This window comes from Krasilnikovia cinnamomea (assembly GCF_004217545.1).
Lineage (GTDB): Bacteria > Actinomycetota > Actinomycetes > Mycobacteriales > Micromonosporaceae > Actinoplanes > Actinoplanes cinnamomeus.
Genome location: NZ_SHKY01000001.1, coordinates 954,531 through 977,621, shown reverse-complemented (window position 1 = coordinate 977,621; position 23,091 = coordinate 954,531). Strand labels below are relative to the sequence as shown.

The 23,091-nt window shown below is 71.8% G+C and carries 21 protein-coding genes; 7 read left to right on the top strand and 14 right to left on the bottom strand.

What is annotated here, in order from left to right; translation table 11 throughout:
• Positions 1–20: 20 nt before the first annotated feature.
• A complete protein-coding gene (locus tag EV385_RS04280; protein ID WP_130508268.1) occupies positions 21–2,543 on the top strand; it encodes a DNA gyrase/topoisomerase IV subunit A in 2,523 nt (840 codons plus the stop codon).
• A gap of 118 nt (positions 2,544–2,661) precedes the next feature.
• Here the strand turns inward: EV385_RS04280 and melC2 are convergent, their stop codons facing one another.
• The gene (gene melC2 / locus EV385_RS04275; protein WP_130508267.1) at positions 2,662–3,483 is read right to left on the bottom strand and encodes a tyrosinase MelC2; all 822 of its coding nucleotides are present in this window, start codon (positions 3,481–3,483) and stop codon (positions 2,662–2,664) included.
• A 43-nt stretch (positions 3,484–3,526) separates the two neighbouring features.
• Positions 3,527–3,961 (bottom strand): tyrosinase family oxidase copper chaperone, encoded by a 435-nt coding sequence (locus EV385_RS33750; RefSeq protein ID WP_165449385.1) that lies wholly within the window; start codon positions 3,959–3,961, stop codon positions 3,527–3,529.
• A gap of 489 nt (positions 3,962–4,450) precedes the next feature.
• On the opposite strand from EV385_RS33750, the gene EV385_RS35590 reads away from it, so the two are divergent.
• Positions 4,451–6,001, top strand: coding sequence for a methyl-accepting chemotaxis protein (locus EV385_RS35590; RefSeq protein ID WP_165449384.1), 1,551 nt, complete (start codon positions 4,451–4,453; stop codon positions 5,999–6,001).
• 5 nt (positions 6,002–6,006) lie between these two features.
• On the opposite strand, the gene EV385_RS04260 is transcribed toward EV385_RS35590, so the two are convergent.
• Positions 6,007–6,837, bottom strand: coding sequence for a class I SAM-dependent methyltransferase (locus EV385_RS04260; RefSeq protein ID WP_130508264.1), 831 nt, complete (start codon positions 6,835–6,837; stop codon positions 6,007–6,009).
• Between the two features lie 103 nt (positions 6,838–6,940).
• Here EV385_RS04260 and EV385_RS04255 point away from each other — a divergent pair, with 103 nt between their 5' ends.
• The gene (locus tag EV385_RS04255) at positions 6,941–8,197 is read left to right on the top strand and encodes an ROK family transcriptional regulator (RefSeq protein WP_130508263.1); all 1,257 of its coding nucleotides are present in this window, start codon (positions 6,941–6,943) and stop codon (positions 8,195–8,197) included.
• A gap of 52 nt (positions 8,198–8,249) precedes the next feature.
• On the opposite strand, the gene EV385_RS04250 is transcribed toward EV385_RS04255, so the two are convergent.
• The 10 genes from EV385_RS04250 to EV385_RS04205 form a co-directional block, all read right to left on the bottom strand.
• Positions 8,250–9,116 (bottom strand): hypothetical protein, encoded by an 867-nt coding sequence (locus EV385_RS04250; protein WP_130508262.1) that lies wholly within the window; start codon positions 9,114–9,116, stop codon positions 8,250–8,252.
• The gene (locus EV385_RS04245) at positions 9,113–9,460 is read right to left on the bottom strand and encodes a PadR family transcriptional regulator (protein ID WP_130508261.1); all 348 of its coding nucleotides are present in this window, start codon (positions 9,458–9,460) and stop codon (positions 9,113–9,115) included. Before EV385_RS04245 ends, EV385_RS04250 begins: the two co-directional genes overlap by 4 nt.
• A 107-nt stretch (positions 9,461–9,567) precedes the next feature.
• The gene (locus EV385_RS04240) at positions 9,568–10,974 is read right to left on the bottom strand and encodes a GH1 family beta-glucosidase (protein WP_130508260.1); all 1,407 of its coding nucleotides are present in this window, start codon (positions 10,972–10,974) and stop codon (positions 9,568–9,570) included.
• Between the two features lie 113 nt (positions 10,975–11,087).
• Entirely contained in the window at positions 11,088–12,083 is a 996-nt protein-coding gene (locus EV385_RS04235; protein ID WP_130508259.1) for an ABC transporter ATP-binding protein, read from the bottom strand.
• A gap of 70 nt (positions 12,084–12,153) precedes the next feature.
• Positions 12,154–13,203, bottom strand: coding sequence for an ABC transporter permease (locus EV385_RS04230; RefSeq protein ID WP_130508258.1), 1,050 nt, complete (start codon positions 13,201–13,203; stop codon positions 12,154–12,156).
• Positions 13,204–13,205: 2 nt separating this feature from the next.
• A complete protein-coding gene (locus tag EV385_RS04225; RefSeq protein ID WP_130508257.1) occupies positions 13,206–14,186 on the bottom strand; it encodes an ABC transporter permease in 981 nt (326 codons plus the stop codon).
• Positions 14,183–15,274 carry an ABC transporter ATP-binding protein gene (locus EV385_RS04220; protein WP_242625236.1) on the bottom strand — a complete coding sequence of 364 codons (1,092 nt, stop codon included), beginning with the start codon at positions 15,272–15,274 and terminating at the stop codon, positions 14,183–14,185. The genes EV385_RS04225 and EV385_RS04220 overlap by 4 nt, the downstream gene beginning before the upstream one ends.
• Before the next feature lie 134 nt (positions 15,275–15,408).
• Entirely contained in the window at positions 15,409–17,091 is a 1,683-nt protein-coding gene (locus EV385_RS04215; protein WP_130508256.1) for an ABC transporter substrate-binding protein, read from the bottom strand.
• A 156-nt stretch (positions 17,092–17,247) separates the two neighbouring features.
• Complete coding sequence (locus EV385_RS04210) at positions 17,248–18,267, bottom strand: LacI family DNA-binding transcriptional regulator (protein WP_130508255.1); 1,020 nt, start codon at positions 18,265–18,267, stop codon at positions 17,248–17,250.
• Positions 18,268–18,491: 224 nt separating this feature from the next.
• On the bottom strand, positions 18,492–19,331 hold the full coding sequence (locus EV385_RS04205; protein WP_130508254.1) for an NAD-dependent protein deacetylase: 840 nt from the start codon (positions 19,329–19,331) through the stop codon (positions 18,492–18,494).
• Positions 19,332–19,441: 110 nt separating this feature from the next.
• Between EV385_RS04205 and EV385_RS04200 the strand changes: the two genes are divergently transcribed.
• The 3 genes from EV385_RS04200 to EV385_RS04190 all read left to right on the top strand — a co-directional run bounded on the left by EV385_RS04200 (position 19,442) and on the right by EV385_RS04190 (position 22,151).
• Positions 19,442–20,011 (top strand): hypothetical protein, encoded by a 570-nt coding sequence (locus tag EV385_RS04200; protein WP_130508253.1) that lies wholly within the window; start codon positions 19,442–19,444, stop codon positions 20,009–20,011.
• A gap of 185 nt (positions 20,012–20,196) precedes the next feature.
• Positions 20,197–20,952 carry a hypothetical protein gene (locus EV385_RS04195; protein WP_130508252.1) on the top strand — a complete coding sequence of 252 codons (756 nt, stop codon included), beginning with the start codon at positions 20,197–20,199 and terminating at the stop codon, positions 20,950–20,952.
• 158 nt (positions 20,953–21,110) lie between these two features.
• Positions 21,111–22,151, top strand: coding sequence for an App1 family protein (locus EV385_RS04190; RefSeq protein ID WP_130508251.1), 1,041 nt, complete (start codon positions 21,111–21,113; stop codon positions 22,149–22,151).
• A gap of 3 nt (positions 22,152–22,154) precedes the next feature.
• On the opposite strand, the gene EV385_RS04185 is transcribed toward EV385_RS04190, so the two are convergent.
• The gene (locus EV385_RS04185) at positions 22,155–22,355 is read right to left on the bottom strand and encodes a hypothetical protein (RefSeq protein WP_130508250.1); all 201 of its coding nucleotides are present in this window, start codon (positions 22,353–22,355) and stop codon (positions 22,155–22,157) included.
• Between the two features lie 17 nt (positions 22,356–22,372).
• Here EV385_RS04185 and EV385_RS04180 point away from each other — a divergent pair, with 17 nt between their 5' ends.
• Positions 22,373–23,026, top strand: coding sequence for a hypothetical protein (locus EV385_RS04180; RefSeq protein ID WP_130508249.1), 654 nt, complete (start codon positions 22,373–22,375; stop codon positions 23,024–23,026).
• The last annotated feature ends 65 nt before the right edge of the window (positions 23,027–23,091 follow it).

Below are 23,091 nucleotides of genomic sequence, written 5' to 3'. Positions count from 1 at the left end.
ATCGGAACGGAGAACACGGTATGGCACGCCGCAAGGCGGATCGCTCCCAGGTCGACATGTCCGCCTTCGCGCAGGCGGGGGCACGGATCGTCGACAATCCGCTGACCACCGAGGTCGAGGACTCCTACCTGGAGTACGCGTACTCGGTGATCCACTCGCGGGCGCTGCCGGACGCGCGCGACGGCCTCAAGCCGGTGCACCGCCGCATCCTGTACTCGATGTACGACCAGGGCCACCGCCCCGACCGGCCGTACGTGAAGTCGGCCCGGATCACCGGTGACGTGATGGGCCGCTTCCACCCGCACGGCAACCTGGCGATCTACGACGCCCTGGTGCGCCTGGCGCAGGACTTCTCGCTCAACAACCCGCTGATCGACGGGCACGGCAACTTCGGTTCACCGGACGACGGCCCGGCCGCCGAGCGGTACACGGAGTCCCGGTTGTCGCCCGAGGCGATGCTGCTGGTCGGCGAGCTGGGCGAGGGCACGGTCGACTTCAAGCCGAACTACGACGGCTCGGAGCAAGAGCCCAAGGTGCTGCCCGCCGCGTTCCCGAATTTGTTGGTCAACGGCACCTCGGGCATCGCGGTCGGGATGGCGACCAACATGATCCCGCACAACCTCGGCGAGGTGGTGGCCGCCGCCCAGCACCTGATCACCCACCCGGACGCCGACCTGGACACGCTGATGCGGTTCGTGCCCGGCCCCGACCTGCCCACGGGCGGGCAGCTGCTGGGGCTGGACGAGGTGCGCCGGGCGTACGAGACAGGCCGTGGGGTGGTGCGGATGCGGGCCCGCGCCCAGACGGGGCCGCTGGAGGGCGGCCGGGGGCGGCAGGCCATCACGGTCACCGAGCTGCCGTACGGCATCGGCGGCGAGAAGATCATCGAGGCGATCACGGACGAGGTGAAGGGCAAGCTGATCGTCTCGGGCCCGCGCAAGGGTCAGCGGCAGGCGCCGCGCCTGCAGGGCATCGCGGACGTCAAGGACCTCACCGACCGCGAACACGGCACCCGGCTGGTCGTCGAGTGCAAGGTCGGGGTGAACCCGCAGGCGCTGCTGGCGGATCTGTACCGGCTGACCCCGCTGGAGAGCTCGTTCGGCATCAACAACCTGGTGCTGGTCGACGGGCAGCCGCGCACGCTGGGCCTCAAGGAACTGCTCGAGGTGTTCCTGGCGCACCGCTACGAGGTGGTGACCCGGCGCACGACGCACCGCCGTACCAAGCGGCAGGACCGTCTGCACCTGGTGGACGGCCTGCTGATCGCGCTGATCGACATCGACCGGGTGGTGGCCCTGATCCGGGGCAGCGACGACGCGGCGGCGGCCAAGGCGGGACTGATCAGCGAGTTCGGGCTCAGCGACATCCAGGCGACGTACATCCTGGACACCCCGCTGCGCCGGCTGACCCGCTTCGACCGGATCGAGTTGGAGACCGAGCAGGAGCGGCTGCGCGCCGAGATCGCGGAGCTGTCGCGCATCCTGGACGACGACGCCGTGCTGCGGCAGGTGGTCTCGGACGAGCTGGCCGCGGTCGCGGCCGAGCACGCGGGCGCGCGCCGCACGACGCTGATCGGTGGGGATCTCAAGGAGGTGCTGGCGGCGTCCGTGCCGGCGGGGCCGCTGGAGGTCGCCGACGATCCGTGCCAGGTGATCCTGTCCGCCACGGGGCTGATCGCGCGTACCGCGGCGGAGAGCGAGGAGTCCGTGGAGGCGCGCCGCCGCAGCGGCCGGGTCAAGCACGACGCGGTGCGCTCGGTGGTGCACTCGACGGCGCGTGGCCGGGTGCTGCTGGTGACGAGCCGGGGCCGGGCGTTCAAGACGGACGTGTTGCCGTTGCCGGTGCTGCCGGAGCAGTCCGGCACGGTGTCGCTGCGCGGCGGGATGTCCGCCTCGGAGCTGGTGCCGCTGGAGGCGGGGGAGCGGGTGGTCGGGCTGGCGCCGCTGGGCGCGGAGGGCTCGCCGGGCATCGCCCTGGGCACCCGGCACGGGGTGGTGAAGGTGTGCGCGCCGGAGTGGCCGGTGCGGTCGGACGAGTTCGAGGTGATCACGCTCAAGGAGGGCGACGAGGTGCTCAGCGCCACGTGGCTCACCGATGGCGGCGAGTCGCTGGTGTTCGTCACCTCGGACGCGGCGCTGCTGCGGTTCGGGGCGAAGCTGGTGCGCCCGCAGGGCCTCAAGGGCGGCGGCATGGCGGGGATCAGCCTGTCGGCGGGCGCGGAGGTGATCGCGTTCCACGTGGTGCCCACGGATGACCCGGAGCACGGCGAGCCGATGGTGGTGACCTCCACGGGTCATCAGGTGAAGGTGACGCCGTTCGCGCTGTACCCGGCGAAGGGCCGGGCGACCGGAGGGGTGCGGGTGCAGCGCTTCCTCAAGGGAGAGTCGCGGCTGGCGGTGGCCTGGGTGGGGCCACGGCCGGTCGGTTCAAGCGCCACGGGTGACCCGGTGGAGCTGCCGGAGCCGGATCGTCGCCGCGACGGTTCCGGCGAGGCGGTCATGATGGGCCCGCAGATCGTCGGGCACCTGATCGAACGGGACTGAGCGGGCGCGGCCCGGCGCTGGGCGCCGGGCCGCGAACGGGTCGCCCCGGGGGGCGTTCACCGGATGAGGAGCGACGTCGCGCGCCGTGACGGCCGGTGCCGCCACGGCGCGCCCCCGATCAGGCGTACGTGTACCAGGGGGTGTGGTCGAGCATGTCCGCCGGGCGCACGTTGTTCCACGGCGCCATCGTGCCGTTGAGGGCGACGACGTTCGTGGTGGCCCGGGTCGGCAGGTAGCCGGAGGACGGGTGGGCCTTCTGCCAGTCGGACCACAGCTTGTCGATGTGGCAGTGGTGCAGCCAGAAGACCGGGTCGTTGGGCGAGGTGCCGGAGGTCATGTCGCCACCGACCCAGACGTGCACGCGGTTGTGCAGGTTCGGCCCGCGCCAGCCCTCGACCAGGTTGCGGAAGCCGCTGGTGGAGGTGCTGTTCCACGGCGACACGTCGTAGGTGGTCTGGCTCAGCACGGAGCGCACGTCGTCGGCGGTGGGCAGCGGCCGCTGGCCCGTGCCGAGCGCCCGGCGCAGGTAGTTGCGGCTGTCGGTGCGCACGTTGATGACCCAGTTGCCGGCGCTGAACGCGAACGGCCCGGTGGTGACCTGGCCGTCGGAGTCGCGTCCGTTTCCGCCCAGGAAGTCGGCGGACCACAGCGACGACGTGGTGTCGCGGTCGACGGTCCAGTCCCAGTAGGGCAGGTTCACGGATGCGTCGATGGCCTGCAGGGCCCGCTCGAAGTCGAGCAGGAACTGGCGGTGCCACGGCAGGAACGACGGGGAGCGGTGCCCGACCCGGTTGCCGTTGTCGGTGTCGCTGAGGATGAAGTTGTTGTGGGTGCGAACGAACTCGTCGTAGCGGCCGCGCTTCTTGAGCTCGAGCACGGCGTTGACGAAGGCGCGCTTCTCGGTGGTGGTGAGGTCGCGCTGGTTCTTGCGTACGCCCATGGTGGTGGGTCGGCCTTTCAGTGGGTGGGGTGGTCGGCGGCGATCAGCGGTGGTGGTGGCCGTTGACGAGCGCGGCGCCGTCGAGCTGGTCCACTGCGGCCCGGGCGACCTCGCGCAGCGAGCGGAAGGTCTCGTAGTGGTTCACGACGCTGGTGTAGGTGCCGTCCCCGTTGACCATGACGTGCAGCGGGACGCCGTCGATGAGCAGGTCGGGCGTGGCCGCGGTGGCCGGTGGGGCGGCGGCCAGGCTGCGGGCGGCGCGGGGGGCCGCGGCGGCGACCGCCGTGCCCTCGATGCGGCGGCCCTTGTAGACCTCGGCGAAGCGTTCGCCGGCGGGGGCGTTGGCCTGGGTGTCCCGGGCGGGCGCGGCCTGGGAGCCGCCCGCGGTGAGGACCTGGACGGCCAGGGCGCCGGTGCCGACCGCCACCGTGCCGGCGGTCGCGAGCTTGAGCAGCTCACGACGGTTGATCGTGGTCACGTGTCTTCCCCCAAAGATGACGGGTATCGAAGATCTTCGGAAGAACGGCGAGACAGGCATCGAATCATCAGCTATTTCGATGATCTTCCGTTGAATCTTCGGCGGAGCGAGCGGGTTGGAAGCTAGCAACGGCGATCTTGGATGAGCAAACCGGCCGGCGCGCGGTGCCGCCGATCGGTGTGTGCGGCAGGTTGCCTGCCGAGTCACGCATTCGCCCGCCGCGCGGCGGGTGCGCCGGTCGCGGCGGCAAACCCAATGACATATAGCCATGTACGAATGTGACGGACCGTGGTTGCTTCGACTGGTGCCGAAGTGGCTGGTGAGCAAGCTCTCACGCCCTGCGTGCGATCACCCCGTCTCCGCCTGTGGGAAACGGGCGGTCACACCTAAACGGCGGTGGGCGTTGGGCGATAGCTGCGTTAACGGACTGTTCTTTATCCACGGGGGTCGACAATGGGCACACTCACGAGATGGGTCGCGGACCGGTCGGTGCGGACCAAGCTGGCCGCGCTGGTCGCGGTCGGCCTCATCGCGCTGATGGGTGTCGCCGTCGCGGGCCTGACCGCCCTGGAGAAGGCGGGCGACAAGACCCGGGAACTGAACCGGGTGGCCCGCCTGTCCCGGGTGTCGCTGGAATCCGACATGGCCCACGACGCCGTGCGCGGCGACGTCCAGCGGGCGCTGCTCAGCTCCGGTGGCGCGGAGGCCGACGAGATCCACGCCGACCTGGCGGAGCACTCGGGCATCCTGCGCGACGGCGTACGCGGCTTCACCGTGCCGTCGATGTTCCCCGAGGTCCGCACCGCCGCCACGAAGGTCGTCCCCGAGGTCGACACCTACGTTGACCTCGGCCGCAAGACGGTCGACGCGGCCCTGGCCGGCGACCGTACGCCGCAGACGCTGGCCGCCTTCCAGGAGGCGTTCTCGGCGATCGAGCAGGACCTGCCCGCCGTGGCCGACGCCCTGGACGCCCGCTCGTCCGCGGCCTCCGCCGCGGTCGGCCAGCAGCGGCACAGCGCGGTCTGGATGCTGGGCATCGTCGCCATCGTGGGCGTGGCCCTGCTGGCGCTGATCGGCGTGCTGGTGGCCCAGAGCATCCTGCGTCCGCTGCGTGCGGTCAGCGGGGTGCTGGGCGCGATGGCCGACGGCGACCTGTCGCGGGAGGCCGACGTGTCCACCCGCGACGAGCTGGGTCGCATGGCCGGCCTGCTGAACACCGCGATCGGCAGCGTCCGGGAAACCGTGCGCGCCCTGGCCGGCTCGGCCGACACCGTCGCGTCGTCGGCGGCGACCATGTCCACGGTCGCGTGCCGCATCGCCACCTCGGTCGACGAGGTGCACGGCCAGGCGACCGTCGTCTCCGGCTCCGCCGCGCAGGTCTCCGACAGCGTCAGCCAGGTCTCCACCGGCACCGACGAGATGGGTTCCTCCATCGGCGAGATCGCGCAGAACACCAGCGAGGCCGCGCGGGTCGCCGCCGACGCCGTGACCAGCGCCCAGTCGACCGGTCAGATCATGTCGCGGCTCGGCGAGTCCTCCGCCGAGATCGGCAACGTGGTCAAGGTGATCACCTCGATCGCCGAGCAGACCAACCTGCTGGCGCTGAACGCCACCATCGAGGCGGCCCGTGCCGGCGAGGCGGGCAAGGGCTTCGCCGTGGTGGCCGGGGAGGTCAAGGACCTGGCCCAGGACACCTCCCGCGCCACCGAGGACATCGTGCGGCGGGTCGAGGCGATCCAGGCCGACGCGGCATCGGCGGTCGACGCCATCGACTCGATCAGCGACGTCATCGGCCGCGTCAACGAGTTCCAGTCCATGATCGCGGCCGCCGTCGAGCAGCAGCGGGCCACCGCCGCCGAGATCAGCCGCAGCGTGGCCCAGGCGGCCGGTGCCAGCGGGGAGATCGCCGGCAACATCGCCGGGGTCGCCGACGTCACCACGACCGCCAGCCGGGACGCCGCGGAATCCCAGCAGACGGCCCGGGAACTCGCCGCGATGGCCGACGAACTGCGCGGCCTGGTCGCCCGGTTCCGTTACTAGCGGCGCTACCCGCCGGCCCGCACCGCCTGCAGCGTGTACGTGTGCGGCAGGCGTTCCGGCCGGTCGGTGAGCTGCCATTCGCCCGCGTCGTCGAGGCGCATCCGCCCCGGCAGCGCCTCCCACGGCACGCTGCGATGCTCGACCAGCCCGGTCAGGGTCAGCCCCGCCGCCAGCACCGCGGTCACGATCTCGCCGAGCCCGTGGTTCCACTCGTGGGTCACGGTGTGGGTGAACTCGACGTCGGTGTCGACGTACGTGCCCGGTTCGTCGTAGACCTGCGGCCGCTCCGTCTCGAAGTACGGCTCCGAGAGCACCAGCAGATCGTCGTCGCGTTCGTAGTCCAGCGCCCACAGCACCGGGTGCCCCTCGCGCAGGAAGAGCCGCCCGCCCGGGCGCAGCAGCGCCGCCACGGTCCGCGCCCAGCGGTCCACGTCCGGTAGCCAGCACAGCGCCCCGATGCCGGTGTACACGAGGTCGAAGCCGCCGTGGCCGAGCACGTCCGGGGCGGCGTACACGTCCGCCTCCACGAACTCCACCGGCGGTCCCGCGCGCTGCGCCAGGCGGCGCGCCTGGGCCAGGGAACGCGCGGAGAAGTCCACCCCGGTCATGGTGGCGCCGAGGCGGGCCAGCGACAGGGTGTCCGTGCCGATGTGGCACTGCAGGTGCACCCCGCGCAGCCCGGCGACGTCGCCGAGCAGCGGCTGGTCGAAGCGGACGACCTTGCTCAGATGCCCGGGATCCGCCTCGAACGCGGCCAGGCCGTAGTCCGCCGAGGCGGCGTGCGCGTCGGCCCGCTCGTCCCAGTTGGCCCGGTTCACCTCGCGGTAGTCGGTCATGGGGCCTGACCGTACTGCAGGTCAGGGGTACCCGCGGGCATCCCGGCGGGCGCTACCGTGGGGTGTCGGTTCGCCGAGCGTGAATGCGGGGGGTGGTGCGCGGGTGGAGTCCAGGCGTACGACGGTGCGGGATGTCCGCCGCGCCAACCGGGCCAGTCTGCTCACGGACCTGTTCCACGGCGGCCGGCAGAGCCGCCAGCAACTCGGGGACACCACCGCGCTGAGCCAGGCCAGCGTCAGCAACCTGATCGGCGAGATGATCGAGGAGGGCCTGGTAGAGGAGGCCGGTCTGGTCGGCTCGGACGGCGGGCGCCCGCGCGCCCTGCTGCGGGTGGCCCCCGGCTTCGGGTACGTGGTGGGCGCCGACGTCGGCGACACCCGGGTCCTGGTGGAGTTGTACGACCTGGCGATGTCGCGCCTCGGCGTGGCGTCGTACGAGCTGGGCGAGCGGGCCCGCGACCCGCGGCTCGTGGTCGCGAAGCTGGTCGAGGGCCTGCACGCGGTGGTGGAGCAGGCCGGGATCGGCCCCGACGAGGTGCTCGGGTACGGCGTCGGCGTCGCCGGCGTGGTCGACTCCAGCGGCGAGGCGGTGGTGTACGCGCAGACCACCGGCTGGGACGGGGTGCCGCTGGGCGCGATGCTGAGGGACGCCACCGACGTCCCGGTGTTCGTGGAGAACGGCGCCAAGACGGTCGGGCAGGCCGAGATGTGGTTCGGGGCGGGCCGGGGCGCCCGGCACGCCGTGATCGTCCTGGTGGGCACGGGGGTGGGCGCGGCGGTCGTCATGGACGGCCGCAACTACCGCGGCGCGCACAGCAGCGCGGGGGAGTGGGGCCACACCACGCTGGTGTACGACGGCGAGCGCTGCCGGTGCGGGGCGCGCGGCTGCCTGGAGGCGTACATCGGGGCGGACCGGGTGATCCGCCGCCTCGCGCAGGCGACCGGCGAGCCCGCCGACCCGATGCTGCTGACCCGGCTGCTGGCCGGCGACCACCCGCTGCCGGCGCCGGTGGCGCAGGTCGTCGCGGAGACGGTCGGTTACCTCGGCGCCGGGATCGCGGGTCTGATCAACCTGTTCAGCCCGGAGCGCATCGTGCTGGGTGGGCGGACGGGCTTGGCACTGGGAGAGCGTTTCCTGTCGGACATCCGGGCCGCGGCGGCACGAAACGCCCTGCGGCAGCCGTACTCGAAGACCCGGATCGAGGCCTGCCAGCTCGGCCCGGACGCGGTCGCGATGGGCGCGGCGACCCTGCCGATCGCCCGCCTGCTGGCCGACGGCGGCCTGCCCGCCGTGGTCGGGGCCGCCGCGTCGCGGGCGCGCCCGGCCCAGCGCCGCCCGATCGGCCGCGCCCGCCCCTGACCACGGCACCGGCCCGCCTGGCCCGCCCGGCCTGGCCGGGCGGGCCGGTCCTTCAGACCCGGGATCTGTGGCGTGCCAGCACCGCTGCCATGCCGGCGGCCAGCAGTGGCCCGACGATCAGCATCAGGTCCGGGTACAGCGGTACCGACTCGGGGTCGAACCCGTAGAGCACCCGGGGGCTGACGGCCAGGAAGACCACCAGGCCCAGGTGATGCAAGCCGTAGGCCATGGTGACCCGTTCGTCCACGAGGGACCAGACGGCGGCGACGACCGGTACCGACAGGGTCAGGACCCAGGAGAGTGGGAACGTCACGTCGCTGCCCATCAACGTCCAGTAGGCCACGTACCCCGGTAGTCGCGGCAGCAGGGTCAGCGGCAACAGCACCGCGAGCAGTGTGGGCCGCGCGGCGACCGGACCTCGCCCCACCAGCAGGCCGAGGAACGCGACCGCCGGCAGGAGGTAGACCGCGAAACGCCAGTTCTGTCCGCCGCCGGTGACAACTCCGTCCAGCCCCGCCGCCATCGCCGTCGTGATCGCCGCCAGCAGGAATCGCTGGCGCCAGGCCAGCACCACCGCCGCGGCCAGCAGCGCGAGCATCGCTGCCACCTCCGGCCGGCCGCCGACGGTGGGATCGAACAGGTCGCGACCCAGATAGGGCACGCACCCGAGCACCAGGGTCAGCGCCGCCGCCCGCAGGGCGACCTGCCAGGAACCCCACGTCGTGCGGCGGCCGGCCGCTTTGGCGCGGATGCGTAGGGCTCCGAGTACGAGCGCCCCTTGCTCGCGGAGGGCGGGGCGGCGTCGCCCGGGCTCGGCCGCCGAGAGCAGCACGTCGAGCATCTCGGCGCCCCGGGCGCGCCGGTAGTCGGCGGGATAGAGGCGCAGCAGGCGGCCGTACGCCCGTTCCAGGTCCGTCATGCCGGACCTCCCGCCGGCCGCAGCCGGACGCGGGCGGCGGCCCGGTCGGTGACGACGCGGGCGGCGTGACTGAGCGCCTCGGCCTCGGCCTGAAGTGCCGTCCGGCCGTCCGGTGTCAGGGCGTAGTACCGGCGGGCGCGTCCACTGACGATCTCCTCGCGGACGATCTCGATCAGGCCCTCCCCGGTCAGGCGGTCGAGGGCGGCGTACAGCGTGCCGGTGGCCAGCCGGACCCGGTTCTGCGACAGGGTGGCCGCTTGCGTGATGATCGCGTAGCCGTGCAGGGCCTCGTCCTGTAGTGACGCCAGGATGAAGTAGCTCGGCTCGCGCAGGCGCGTCGTCATGGTCCACACCATACGACGATCAACTACATATGTAAATGCATGGCATATGTAGGCGACCGTGGTGTTCCACCGGCGTGCATGCCGGCGGAACACCACGGTCGCGGCCGTCAATGCTGGCGCAGGCGGGCGATGGTGTCCCGGTACCACAGCGCGCTCTGCTTGGGGGTGCGCTTCTGGGTGGCGTAGTCGACGTGGACGATGCCGAAGCGTTGCGCGTAGCCGTACGCCCACTCGAAGTTGTCCATCAGCGACCAGGCGAAGTAGCCGCGCACGTCCGCGCCCTGCGCCCGGGCCTGCGCCACGGCCGCGATGTGCTCGGCCAGGTACGCGGTCCGGCCGTCATCGCGCACGAAGCCGTCGGAGTCGGCCGTGTCGTCGAACGCGGCCCCGTTCTCGGTGACGACCATCGCCAGGCCGGGGTAGTCCTGGTGCAACCGGACCAGCAACTGGGTGAAGCGGTCCGGGGTGATCGGCCAGTCCATGCCGGTACGCGAGCCGTCCGGCAGCACGGGCCGCACGATCGGCGCCCCGTCCGCGTCGCGGGTGTTGCCGTGCTCGTCCGTGCCGCTGAAGTCCTGCCCGAAGTAGAAGTTCACCCCGAGCACGTCGAACGGCGCCGAGATGATCTCCAGGTCGCCGTCCTGGACGGGCAGCGCCATGCCGTTGTCCGCCAGGTCCGCCACGACGTCGGCGGGGTACTCGCCCTTGCGCAGCGGGTCCAGGTAGATCCGCGTGCCCATCCCGTCGGCGCGGCGGGCCGCCTCCCGGTCGGCGGGGCTGTCGGTGGCCGGGTCGGCCGTACCCATGTTGAGGGTGATGCCCAGCGTCAGCGGGCGGGTCGCGGCCGCCCGCATCCGCTGGGTGGCCAGGCCGTGGCCGAGCAGCAGGTGGTGCACCGCGGCGATGGAGGCGGCGGGCTCGCGCCGCCCGGGCGCGTGCACCCCGGTGTGGTAGCCGAGCCAGGCCGAGCACCACGGCTCGTTGAGCGTGGTGAACGTGTCGACCCGGTCGCTGAGCCGGTCGAAGACCAGCATCGCGTAGTCGGCGAACCGGTACGCGGTGTCCCGGACCGGCCAGCCGCCCGCGTCCTCCAGCTCCTGCGGCAGGTCCCAGTGGTACAGCGTGACCCACGGGTCGACGCCGGCGGCCAGCAGCTCGTCCACGAGCCGGTCGTAGAAGGCGAGCCCGGCGGGGTTGACCGGGCCGCGGCCGCTCGGCTGGACCCGGGGCCAGGCCACCGAGAACCGGTACGTGTCGACGCCGAGGCTCTTGATCAGCGCCACGTCCTCGGGCATCCGGTGGTAGTGGTCGCAGGCGACGTCGCCGTTGTCGCCGCCGGTCACCGCGCCGGGTACGCGGCAGAACGTGTCCCAGATGGACGGTGCGCGGCCGTCCTCCGCGACGGCGCCCTCGATCTGGTACGAGGAGGTGGCCACGCCCCACTTGAACGACGGGGGGAACGCGTCGGTGGGCAGCAGCAGGCCGGGGGCAGGGGTGGTGGCGGTGGGGTTCATGCTTCTCCTGAGCGTGTGGGTGGCCGGCGATTGGCGGTGCTGGCCGGTACGGCGGCGGGCGGCCGGGAATCGCGGACCACACCGGCGGGCCGGTGCGGTCCCCTCGTCCGTCCTCAGCCGACGGGATGCAGCCAGCACGCCACCGAGCGGGACGCGCCGTCCGGGGTGTCCGGGCGGCCCAGCACCGGGATCCGCGCGGCGCAGGGGTCGAACGCCTTCGGGCAACGCGGGTGGAACGAGCAGCCGCTCGGCATGCCTTTGAGATCCGGCGGTGAACCGGGGATGCCGGACAGTTCCCGGCGGGGGCCGCGCAGCGCCGGGAACGAGCCGAGCAGCCCGGCGCTGTAGGGGTGCAGCGAGTCGCGGTACAACGTGGACGCTGGTGCCTGCTCCACGATCCGGCCGCCGTACATGATCGCGATCCGGTTGGAGAACTCCACGAGCAGCGACAGGTCGTGGGTGATGAAGATGACCGAGAAGCCGAGCCGCTCGCGCAGCTCGATGATCTGGCCGAGGATCTGGCGCTGCATCACGACGTCCAGCGCGGTGGTGGGCTCGTCCATGATGACGACCTGCGGCTGCAGGATCAGCGCCATGCCGATCATGACGCGCTGCCGCATGCCGCCGGAGAGCTGGTGCGGGTAGGCGTCCATCCGGTCGGCGGCGATGCCGACCAGCTTGAGCATCTCGCGGGAGCGGGCGGCCCGGCTGTGCGCGCTCATCGTCGGCTCGTGCGCGCGCAGCACGTCGTCCATCTGGGTGGAGATCTTGTGTACGGGGTTCAGCGAGTTCATCGCGCCCTGGAACACGATCGCGGTCTCGGCCCACCGGAACGCCCGCAACTCGGAGTCCGAGAGCCGCAGCACGTCGTACGGCTCGCCCTGCTCGGGGTGGTAGATCACCTGGCCGCCGCTGATCACGCCCGGGGGCGGCAGCAGCCGGGTCACGCCGTACGCGAGGGTGGACTTGCCGCTGCCGCTCTCCCCGGCCAGGCCGAGGACCTCGCCGCGGTGCAGGGTGAGGCTGACGTCGCGGACGGCCTGTACCGACGCGTCGCCGAGTCCGTAGTCCACGTTGAGGTTGCGGATCTCGAGAACGGGCTCGCTCATTGCTGGCCTCCGCTTCGCGGCTCGGCGATCGTCCGCCGCTGTGGTCCGGGTCGTAGCCTCACCGCTGCGCTCATCGCGCGGCCTCCTCTCGCTGCTCGGGAATCCGGTGCGCGGGGACGTGTGCGGACCCCAGCACCGGGGTGAAGCCGACCCGCATCCGTACGGTGTGCCCGGAGGCGGTTTTGACCTTGGTCTTGCCCGCGCTGCGCAGCCGGGGGCTGACGAACTCGTCGATCCCGAAGTTGATCAGCGACAGCGCGGTGCCCAGGAACGCGATGGCCAGACCGGCCGGCACGAACCACCACCAGGCGCCCTGCGCGAGGGCCTGCTGGCTCTGCGCCCAGAACAGGATCTCGCCCCAGTTCCAGTTGGAGATGCTGCCGATGCCGATGAAGGCCAGGGTGATCTCCGAGGTGACCGCGAAGATGACCGTCCCGACGAAGCTGGAGGCGATGATCGCGGTGAGGTTCGGCAGAATCTCGAACAGGATGATCCGCCAGGTCTTCTCGCCGGTGGCCCGGGCCGCCTCGACGTAGTCGCGGCGGCGCAACGACAGCGTCTGGGCCCGCAGCACCCGTGCCCCCCACGCCCACGACGTGAAGCCGATGACCAGCGCGACGATCGTCGAGCCGGCGTTGTTCAGCGTCGAGGCCACGATGATGATCAGCGGCAGCGCCGGGATCACCAGGAACACGTTGGACAGCGCGGACAGTGACTCGTCCCAGGCGCCGCCGAGGTAACCGGCGGTGACGCCGACCACCACGGACAGGATCGTCGCCACGATCCCGGCGGTCAGCCCGACGACCATGACGCCGCGGGTGCCCACGAGGACCTGGCTCAGCACGTCCTGGCCCAGGTGGGTGGTGCCGAACCAGTGCTCCGCGGAAGGCGGCTGCACGATGGCGCTGCTGCGCGCGTCCGGGTCGTACGGCGCGACCCATGAGCCGATGATCGCGAACAGCACGTAGATCCCGAGCACGATCAGGCCCGTCATCGCCTTGGCGTTGGCCACGAAGCGGAACCGCTGCCGTTTCGCCTTGGTCGGTTTCGGCTCCGCGGGCTGGGCCACCACGCCCTGGCCGGGGATCTCCTGCTCGATGCTGGAGGCGGGAAGCGTCATGGTCAGCCCTCCTTACGGGTACGCGGGTCGAGCAGCAGGTAGGCGATGTCGGCCAGCAGGTTCGCCAGCAGCACCGAGATCGTGATGACCAGGAAGATGCCCTGCATCAGCGGATAGTCCTTGGCGCCCACCGCCCGGAACAGCAGGAAGCCGAGCCCGGGATAGGAGAAGACGATCTCCACCAGCAGGGTGCCGCCGACGATGAAGCCCAGCGCCAGGGCGAAACCGGAGACGTTTGGCAGCAGCGCGTTGCGCGCCGCGTAGCTCAGCGCGACCCGCCGCTCCTTGAGCCCCTTGGCGTGCGCGACCGTGATGTAGTCCTCGGCGGAGACGGTCACCATCATGTTGCGCATGCTCAGGATCCAGCCGCTGACCGACGAGATCAGGATGGTCAGCGCGGGCAGCAGGCTGTGCTGGATCGCGCTGGGGATGAAGTACTGGTCCCACGCGGGCACCAGGCCGGGCTCGTAGCCGCCGGAGGCCGGGAAGAAGCTGTCCGGCCCGGCCAGCAGGTAGATCGCCAGCAGGCCCAGCCAGAAGTACGGGATGGACGACAGGAACGTCGTCGCCGGCAGCAACCCGTCCACCCAGGAGCCGCGCCGCCACCCGGCGACCACGCCGAGCCCGGTGCCGAGGAGGAAGCTGACGACCGTGGTGATGCCGACCAGGGCGACCGTCCAGGGCAGCGCCTGGGAGATCACCTCGGAGACCGGCGAGGGGAAGGCGCTGAACGACAACCCCAGGTCGCCGCGGAACAGCTGCCGCCAGTAGTCGACGTACTGGCTCCACAGGCTGGCGTCCTTGTCGAGGCCGAACAGCACGTACAGCGAGGCGATCGCGTCGGAGTTCATCTCGCCCTGGAAGCGGGCCAGCAGCGACTTGACCGGGTCGCCCGGGATCATCCGGGGGATGAAGAAGTTGATCGTGATGGCGGCCCACGCGGTGAACGCGTAGAACGCGAGGCGTTGCAGGAAATACCTCACGACAGCTCCTCCCGACCGTTAGGGCTCGAAGCCGTGGTGGCGAGACTTGCCTCGTCGTACAGCCAGCAGGCGGCCCAGTGGCCGGGGCGGTCGCCGATCGGCAGCGGCACCGGCATCTCGATCGAGCAGCGCGGCATGGCGTGCGGGCAGCGGGGGTGGAAGCGGCAGCCGGACGGCGGCCGGATCAGGCTCGGCGGCTCCCCGTTGCCCCGGTCCTCGGCGTCGACGTCGGCCAGGCCGGTCAGCCGGTCCGGGTCGGGCGCGGAGTCGATCAGCAGCCGGGTGTACGGGTGCGCGGGCGACTGCGTGACGGTCTCGCTGTCGCCGCCCTCGACCATCCGGCCTGCGTACATGACCATGGTCTCGTCGGCGAAGTAGCGGGCCGAGGCGATGTCGTGGGTGATGTACAGGATCGCCAGGTTGAGCCGTTCCTTGAGGTCGCGCAGCAGGTTCAGCACGCCGAGCCGGATGGAGACGTCCAGCATGGACACCGGCTCGTCGGCCAGCAGGGCCTCCGGGTTGGCGCCCAGCGCCCGGGCGATCGCGACCCGCTGGCGCTGCCCGCCGGACAGCTCGTGCGGGAACTTGTCCAGGTACCGCTCGGGCGGGGTCAGCGACACCCGGTTGAGCAGCCCGGCCAGCGCGTCCTCCAGCTCCTGCGGCGTGCTGCCCGCGTTGCCGTGGATGCGCAGCGACCGGGTCAGGTGGTACCGGGTCGTGTGCACCGGGTTCAGCGACGCGAACGGGTCCTGGAAGATCATCTGGACGCGGCGGGCGTACTCGCGGAAGCGCCGGCCGCCCTTGACCGTGGTGGTCACCCCGTGCAGCCTGATGTCGCCGCCGGTGCGCGGGTAGAGCTGGGCCAACAGGCGCGCCACCGTGGACTTGCCCGAGCCGGACTCGCCGACCAGGGCGGTGACCCGGCCCCGGCGCAGGGTCAGGTGTACGTCGTCGACGGCGTGCACCGCGTCGCGCTTTCTGCTGAAGAGAGTGCGCAATGGCGGGCGGACCGGGAAGTGCTTGGTCAGGCCGACGGCCTCCAGCACCACCTCGCCGGCCGGAGCCTGCGCGTCGTGGCTCAACGTCACGGGAGTTCCTGTCTTGTCGCTGCTCAGCTGGCTGGGCATGCCCTCGTGGCCCTCGCTTCGCTCGGTGCGCTCGGTCATGCCGCGGGTCCCGCCTCCCCGGACGGGTGGAACCGTCCGGGGAGGCAGGGTGCGGATCAGGAGTTGGCGGGCTTGAGGTGCAGGACGACGTCCAGCGCGTTGGCCTGGGTGGGCTGGCCGGCGCCGTACGGGTTCGAGTCGTCGGGCCAGCCGATCCAGTTCTTCGTGCTGTACGCGGCACCGACGTTGTCCGCCCCGACCGGGATCATCGGCGTCTGCTCGACGAACACCTTCTGCAGCGTGTTGAGCGCGGTGGTGCGGGTCGCCTCATCGCTGGCGGTGGCGTACGCCTTGAGTGCGGCGGTCGCCTCCGGGCTGTTGAAGCGGCCGAAGTTGCCCGCGGGCGACGCCGTGCCGATCGGCTTGATCAGCGACCCGTCCATCACGGTCTGGTACAGGTCGTACGGCGTGGACCCGCCGTTGGTCCAGCGGAACGTGGCGTCGAAGTTGCCCTCTTCCACGTTCTTGAACCAGGCGTCCTGGTTGGCCTTCTCGACGGTGGCCGCGATGCCGATCTGCTCCAGGTTGGACTTCACGATCTCCAGCGAGGTCTGGTAGTCGGACCAGCCCGCGGGGTCGGTCAGGGTGATCTTGACGGGCTTGCCGCTCGGGTCGGTCAGCGTGCTGCCGTTGAGCTTGAAGCCGGCCTCGGTCAGCACCTTCTTGGCGCCCTCGACGTCGACGCTCTGGGTCTTGCCCTTGTATTCCGGCGCGACGAACGAGTCACCGGCGGGCGACGGCAGACCGGTCACGCTGGTGACCACGGGGTGGAAGTAGCCCGCCGAAGCCTGGTTGAAGATGTCCTCGCGGTTGACGACCATGTTCATCGCCCGGCGCAGCGCCGGGTTGTCGAACGGCTTCTTCGCGGTGTTGATGTAGAGGCCGTGGATGCCCAGGACGGCCGGGGCCCACACCTTGTAGTGCGCCGGGTCCTTGTCGATGAAGACCGTCTTGTAGTTGGGGATGAAGACGAAGCTCCACTCGCAGGCGGCCGAGCTCAGCGCGGTGGTCTGTGCGTTGTTGTCCGTGTACGAGGTGTACCGCAGCTCCTTGACCTTCGGCAGGTCCTGCCAGTAACCGCTCTCTCGAACCGACAGCGTCGTGGTCTGCGGCGTGAACGACTTCACCGTGTACGGGCCGGTGCCGACCGGGTTCTTGTTCACGTCGGTGTCCGGCTTGGCGACGCTCGACCAGATGTGCTTGGGCACGATCGGCGTCTGCCCCAGCCACTTGTCCTTGTAGACGAACATCGAGCTGCTGAACGTCACCGTCACCACGTTGCCGTTGGCCGTGATGGTGTCGTACGGCGTGTTGTTGGTGTTCAGCCCCTTGTTGCTCTTGATGAGGTTGAACGTGAAGGCGACGTCGTCACCGGTGAGCTTCTGCCCGTCCGACCAGGTGGCGTTGTCCCGGACCGTGATGTCCACCTTCTTGAACGCGGGGTCCCACTTCGCCTCCGTGGCCAGCCACGGCTTCGACGGGTCGGCGGGCTTCACCGGGTTCCACATCATCAGCGGCTCGTAGATCATCCACTTGAAACCGAGCGACGCGGCGGCCGATGTGGACAGGAACGGGTTGAAGTTCTCGGTCTGCGGGCCGTTCGGCATGCCGACGCTGAGGAACGTGGCGGCTGCGCCGTTGGTCTTGTTGGCGTTCGGCGAATCGCTGCTGCAGGCGGTCATCCCGCCGCTGGCGAGCACACCCGCCAGGGCGACCGCGAACAGTGTCCTGCGCTGCATCAAATTCTCCTCAGGGGGTTACGGAAAAGTGCGGTTGGAGGGGTCGCCCGAGGAAGGGCTGCGCCGACGCGAAAGCGACCGGGGTCGGGATGCGCGGTGACGCCGGGTGGTGGTTGGTGGTGGGGCGCCGGACGGCAGCGTCCGGCCGAGGTGCCGTTATGGAGCGGCGGTCCGTGCGACCACGGTGGAGGCGCGGACCTTGAAGGTGGCGGGAATGACGGTGGGTCGGTTGGGCAGGGGTGAGCCCTCGAAGTGGGCGAGCAGCGTACGGGCCGCTGCCTCGCCCATCTCGCGCAACGGTTGGTGCACGGTGGTGAGTGGCGGCTGGGTGTGCGCCGCCATGGGGATGTCGTCGAAACCGACCACCGCGACGTCCTGCGGGATGCGCCGGCCCGAGTCCAGGACCGCCTGCATCGCGCCGGTCGCGGTGAGGTCGTTGTGGGCGAAGATCGCGTCGAACTCGATGCCGTCCTCGATGGCCCGCCGGACGCCGTCGAGCCCGCAGGCGATGGTGAAGTCGCCGGGCAGGATGCGTTCGGCCGGGATCGGGTGACCGGCCTCGGCGTACACCGTGGTGAAGCCCTCCAGGCGTTGCTGGGTGCAGCCGAAGCGTTCCGGGCCGGCGACGACGAGTGGCTTGTGCCGGCCGATCTCCAGCAGGTGCCGGGCGGCCGCCCCGGCGCCGGTGTGGTGGGTGGTGCCCACGCTGGGGATCTGCCCGGGCTGGTGGTCCCGGTCGTCGATGAGCACGACGGGCAGGCCGCGGGCGTGCAGGGTGGCGATGTAGTCGAGGGTGCCCTCGGGCTCGATCACCAGCAGACCGTCGAAGCTCTTGGCGGAGACCTGGGCGCCGAACTGGCGCATGGACTCCTCGCCCCGGTTGCAGGTGAACAGCAGCAGGCCGTAGCGCTCGGTCTCCAGCACGTCGACCGCGCCCTGCAGCACCTCGCCGATCCAGGGCCAGGTCAGCGACGGGACCAGCATGCCGACCACCCGGGTCCGGCCGCGGGCCAGCCCGACGGCGCGGGAGCTGGGTACGTACCCGAGCTCCTCGATGACCTTGCGGACCCGGGCGGCGGTCGACTCGTCCAGCTCACCCTTGCCGTTGAGCACCCGGGAGACCGTGGTCTTGCTGACCTTGGCCCGGGCCGCCACGTCGGCGATGGTGATCGGCACTGGTCTCTCCTGACGAGGGTAATCGTGTCCGAGCGGTTGCCGAGAAATTCGGAACCGGTTTCGGGAGCGGTTCCGGGCAGTTAATCGTAGTGAGCCGGGTCACGTCAACGCATGGATGACTTTCTTCAGATTTCGAGACGGTAACGCCGCAGGTAAACCCAGGTGAGAGCGCTCTCGGGGCGGATTAAAGTTTCGCTGCGAAAAGGGACTAAACGGGCTTCGCGTCAGGCCGCTGCGGGCCCCTCGACCCGGCGCACGATCTCGGGCAGCACCTCGCCCAGCGGCGCGTCCACGACCACCCCCGCGTACGGCGCCCCGCGGGTCGCTCCCTGGTTGACGATCGCGACGCGGATGCCCTCCTTCGCCGCGCGCAACACGAACCGCCGCCCCGACATCACGGTCAGCGAAGAGCCCAGTACCAGGAGCGTGCGGGCTGCCATGACCAGGTCGAACGCCCGCGAGACCCGGTCGGGCGGCACGGTCTCGCCGAAGTACACGACATCCGGCTTGAGCAGCCCGCCGCACGCCGCGCAGTCGACCACCACGAACCCGTCCAGCGCGCCGTCGTCCAGCGTCACGTCGCCGTCGGGGTTGACCGCCGACACCGCTGGGGCGAAGCCCGGATTCGCCGCGGTCAGCCGCTGCTCCAGCTCCCACCGGGAGCTGCGCGCCCCACACCCCAGGCAGGCCACGCGCGCCAGGTTGCCGTGCAGCTCCACCACGTCGCGGGCGCCGCCGGCCTGATGCAACCCGTCCACGTTCTGCGTGACGATGCCGCCGAGCGCGGCCAGCTCCTGCAGCCGTGCGACCGCCCGGTGACCCGCGTTGGGTGCGGCGTCGCCGACCGTGCGCCAGCCCAGGTGGCTGCGCGCCCAGTACCGGCGGCGCGCCACCGGATCGCGGGTGAACTCCTGGTACGTCATCGGCGTGGCCCGCCGCGCCACCCCCGAGGGCCCCCGGTAGTCCGGGATCCCCGAGTCCGTGGAGAGCCCGGCCCCGCTGAGCACCGCCACGCCGCCGTCGCTGACCCATTCGGCCAGCCGCGCCACACCCGCATCCGTCACCCGTCCATGCTGCCTCGCGCCGCCGGGGTGTCGCCCGGCCCGGGGATCGGGCGAAGGCCCCAGTCGATACGAGGGATGCACGAACGGAGCCGCACCGGTACCTTGATCCCATGGCCGTCGTCGCGCGCCTGCTACCCCGTCACTGGGAGATCCGTCACTGGGACGGGCGCCGACTCCTGCGGTTCCTCACCGGCCTCGCGCTGCTGGCACTCGCCTTCACCGGACGCATCGACGCCCATGCCGCCCCGGCGCCCACCGACGCGGCCCGCGCGCCCGCCACGGTCCAAGCCCCGCACGGCCCCTCGGCCAAACCCGCCGCACCCGCCGGGGTCGCGTCGGATCCGGCCGCCGCGCCTGAGCGGCACGCGATGGATCCGGTCGCCGCGCCCGCCCGGGTCGCGTCGGATCCGATCGCCGCGTCCGAGTGGCACGCGGTGGATCCGGTCGCCGCAGCCGGGCGGGACGCGATGGATCCGGCGGCGGGACACGCGCGGCAGGGGACCGGCGGCGCCGGTGAGCCGGACGGAGCCCACGCCCACCCGGTGCCCGCGGACGTGGCGGAGGCCTTCGCGGCCCGCCCCGGCCCCGCCGCCATCCAGAGCTTCCAGGCCGCTGGCGCGGCCCACCCCTCCGGGTCGGCCCCGGGCGCATCCGGCCCGCGCGCCCCGCCCATCGCCTGAACCCGACCCCACGCCGGTGACCGTCCGGGGCGTCCGCGCGCACGCGGCCGTCCCGCGGAGCTCACCCCGTGGCGGCAGGTGCGGCGCTGGTGGCCGTACCTGAGCCGCCGAAGCACCACGGCGCGTCGCGCGCGGCGCGCCCAGAGATCGCTCGATGCTTCGCAAATCCCCCCGAGGTGTTCATCATGGAAACTGCCCTGCACAGCATCCTGATCTCCGTCCCGGAGGCCGCCGTCATCTGGCTGACCATGCTGCTCGCCGCCACCGCCGCCGTGGTGGCCTTCGCCCTGCCCGGCCGCCTGTCGGTCCGGCTGTCCCTGGCCGGTCACCCCCCGGTCGAGTCCGACGACCCCGGCGAGGACGCCGAGGCCGGCCAGCGCTACGCCGACGAGATCGCCGTGGCGGCCGAGCGGGCCGCCGCCACCGCCCGCCGTTGCCGCGCCGAGTGGGAACAGGCGTGCCGGGAACTCGACGCCGCGTGGACGGCGTACGACGACGCGGACGCGGCCGCCCGCCGGATGGCCGCCGCCGCGGCGTACCCCCTGCTGGTGCGCCGCCGCAAGCCCGCCGACCGGGTCGACCGGGAGCGGTGGCTGCACCACACCGCCACGGCCGCCTGCCGCAACCGCGAACTGTCCATCGCCCAGCTCAACGACGTGCTCGCGCACCGTGGCTGGAACCCCCGCCTGCACCCCGTGCACCAGGAGGTGGTGCTGCGCCAGGCGGTCCGCGAGCACCGGCTGGCCGCCTACTCCGACGCCGCGGAACGGGAGCGGCGGACCTGGCAGGAGGCGGAGCGTGCGGCGGCCGCGCTGTCCGCCTTGCGGGCCGAGGCGTGCGCGGCGAGCGTACGGGCGGGGCAGGGCCCCCGGTCCGCCGGCGCCGAGTGGTGGGCCGAGCAGTGGGCGACGACCGAACCGATCCCGATGGTGGCCGCCTGAGCGGCTGGGGCGACGCGTTGTCCACAGTGGAACGGCGCATCGCTCGATCGCGTCGTCACCCACCCGTTCGCGCCCGGCCGTCGACCCGGCCGGGTACCGTCAGCCGGAGACATCGACAGCAGCGGGGCCGCGACCCGCGCGGTTGAAGGGGGGCGGGGGTGGCGGTGACGCCGGCGGGCGGTGCGTCCGAGCAGCGGCTGCACCGGGCCGCGCGTGTCGAGGATGCGCTGAACAAGATGGTCGAACGTCGGCTGCGCCAGCGCGGCTGGCAGCCGGTCATCACGGCGTACACCGGCTACGGCGCCCCTGGCTGGGCGCGGGTCATGGCGCGGATCGTGCTGACCCGCGGCGCCGAGGTGCGCAAGCAGCGCGCCAAGGTGCGCGGCTGGCGCAGCTTCACCACCTCGCCGGTGCACGACGCGCCCGTGCTGATCCGCGTCGGCGACCAGGTGCACGAGACCCGGACGGACCGCAGCGGCTACGTCGACTGCCGGCTCACCGGCGACCTCGAGCCCGGCTGGGCGTCGGTGCGGATCAGCACCGAGGGCGCCGCCACGGTGGAGGCCCCGGTCCGCGTGGTCGACCCGCAGGTCCGCTTCGGCGTCGTCTCGGACATCGACGACACCGTCATGGTCACCGCCCTGCCCCGCCCGCTGCTGGCGGCGTGGAACACCTTCGTCCTCGACGAGCACGCCCGGGCGGCCGTGCCCGGCATGGCGGTGCTGTACGAACGCCTCTCCCAGGCCCACCCCGGTGCCCCGTTCGTGTACCTGTCCACCGGCGCGTGGAACGTCGCGCCCGCGCTGACCCGCTTCCTGTCCCGCCACCTGTACCCGGCGGGCCCGCTGCTGCTCACCGACTGGGGGCCGACCCCGGACCGCTGGTTCCGCAGCGGCCAGGAGCACAAGCGCGCCACGCTGCGCCGGCTCGCCACGGAGTTCCCGCACATCAAGTGGCTGCTCATCGGCGACGACGGCCAGCACGACCAGGAGTTGTACTCCGAGTTCGCGCACGCCTTCCCCGACAACGTGGTCGCCGTGGCCATCCGGCGGCTGTCGCCGACCCAGGCCGTCCTGGCCGGCGCCATCCCGGGCCCCGCCGGTGACCCCGAGGTGGTCGGGTCGGGTGGCAAGTCCTGGTTCACCGCGCCGGACGGCGCGGGCCTGTGGTCGTTGCTGCGGGACACCGACGTTGTCTGAGGATCAGCTGTCGTCGGCCGCGTACCCGGCGTCGTCCCCCGGGTCGGCACCGGGCTCGTCCGCCTCGGCGAGGCGGGCATGCAACCGCTCCCGGATCTCGTCCGGGGTGTACGCCCGCCGCCGCCGTTCCGCCCGGGCCAGCACGATCCCGGTGGCCGCCACGCCTGCCAGCCCGGCCAAACCCGCTACCTTCCACCAACGCATCTGCTGAGGATAGACACGTGGTTGCCACCATCAGCCTCGACGAGGCCATCGACCTGACGCGTACGGGTGACATCTGGATCTTCCGGGGCAGCAGCGCGCCCGACCGCGCCATCCAGGCATTGACCAACAGCCCCGTCAACCACGTCGGCATGTCACTGGTCATCGAGGACATGCCCGCGCTGATGTGGCACGCCGAGCTGGGCAAGTCCCTGCCGGACCTGTGGTCGGGCACGTTCCAGCGGGGGGTGCAGTTGCACGACCTGCGCGACGCCGTCGTCGTCTGGGCCAACCGGTACGGCCAGCGCGCCTGGCTGCGTCAGCTGGAGCAGCCGGTGACCACGGCGATGGAGGACAGGGCGCTGCAGGCCGTCGCCCGGCTCGACGGCACCCCGTTCCCCTCCACCGCGCAACTGGCCTGGCGCTGGGCCCGGGGCCGGGTGCCCAAGGTGCGCCGGCCGTGGCGGCGTTCGCAGGCGGAGGTGGATTCGGCGCTGGAATCCGCGTACTGCGCGGAAGTCGTCGCGGTGACCTACGAGCAGATGGGGTTGCTGCCGCGCGGCCGCCAGCCGAACTGGTACGACCCCGGCCGCTTCTGGAGCGGTGACGACCTGGAGCTGTGCGCCGGGTACCGGCTGGGCGAGGAGATCGCGGTGGAGATCCCCGCGAGCTGACGCCCCGGCGCACCCATGTCAGGTGTGCGTGGCCGGCGCCGCGCCGCCGAGCACATCAACAGATC